The sequence below is a fragment of the Arthrobacter sp. 2YAF22_2 genome, from assembly GCF_052114645.1.
Lineage (GTDB): Bacteria > Actinomycetota > Actinomycetes > Actinomycetales > Micrococcaceae > Arthrobacter.
Genome location: NZ_JBFRFD010000741.1, coordinates 1 through 1,238, shown reverse-complemented (window position 1 = coordinate 1,238; position 1,238 = coordinate 1). Strand labels below are relative to the sequence as shown.

The following is a 1,238-nucleotide window of genomic DNA, read 5'->3' as shown; positions in this document are numbered from 1 at the left end:
CAAGTCTATAGACGGCCCCCGCGCTCCCCGAAACCCGTGACAGCCCGCTGGCATTTCGGGGGGCCGGAACGGGCGGCACTATACAGTGGAACGGTGACTGAACACCCAGCCCCCGCTGTACCCGCCCGCCTTGACCTGCGCCGCGACGTCGCCCTGCTGACCGCGGACATCATCGACATTTTCAGCGTCTCGGGGGCGGAACGCCGGCTCGCCGATGCCGTGGAGCATGCCCTCCGCTCCGTACCGCAACTGGAGCTGACCCGCGACGGCGATGCACTGATCGCCCGCACCAGCCTCGGCCGGCCCGAACGGGTCATCCTCGCCGGCCATCTTGACACCGTCCCGCTGCCGGGCACCGAGGGTTCGCTGGGCACCGTTCCCTCGTACTGGCCCTCCGGGGCGCCGGGGGAGGGCCTCTTGTACGGCCGCGGCGCCACCGACATGAAGGGCGGCGTCGCCGTGCAGCTCGCGCTGGCGGCCGGCCTGTTCGACGGCGGTGCGGAACCGGACAAGGACGTCACCTTCGTCTTCTACGACCATGAGGAAGTAGAGGGAGTCAAGAGCGGCCTCGGCCGGCTGGTCCGGAACCACGGATCCCTGCTCGGGGGCGACTTCGCCATCCTGCTGGAGCCCACGGCCGGGACCGTCGAGGGCGGCTGCAACGGCACCATCCGGTTCGAGGCGGCCACCCGGGGCCAGGCGGCCCACTCGGCGCGGGCCTGGATGGGCAGCAACGCCATCCACGCCGCGGCGCCGATCCTGGCCAGGCTGGCAGCCTACGAGCCGCAAACCGTGAGCGTGGACGGCCTGGACTACCGCGAGAGCCTCAACGCCGTGCGGATTAACGGCGGGACCGCGGGCAACGTCATCCCGGACCGCTGCGTCGTCGAGATCAACTACCGTTTCGCGCCGGATAAGACCCTGGACCAGGCCGAGGAGCACGTGCGCGAGCTGCTGGCCGGCTTCGAACTGGTCCGCACCGACGGTGCGTCCGGTGCCCGCCCGGGACTGAACCACCCCGCCGCCGCGTCCTTCGTGGCGGCCGTCGGGGCCGAGCCGAAGCCCAAGTACGGCTGGACCGACGTCGCACGATTCAGCGAACTGGGGGTGCCCGCCGTTAATTTCGGGCCGGGAGACGCGCTGCTGGCGCACACGGACGATGAACACGTCGACGCCGAAGCGGTCCGCGAGTGCCTGCGGGCGTTACGGAGCTGGCTGGGCGTCCAGCCCTCCTGAGT

At 70.8% G+C, this 1,238-nt stretch carries 1 protein-coding gene; it reads left to right on the top strand.

Going from position 1 to position 1,238, the window contains the following annotated elements; translation table 11 throughout:
- Window positions 1–93 precede the first annotated feature (93 nt).
- Entirely contained in the window at window positions 94–1,236 is a 1,143-nt protein-coding gene (dapE, locus tag AB4Y86_RS19180) for a succinyl-diaminopimelate desuccinylase (RefSeq protein WP_441403710.1), read from the top strand.
- Window positions 1,237–1,238: the final 2 nt, after the last annotated feature.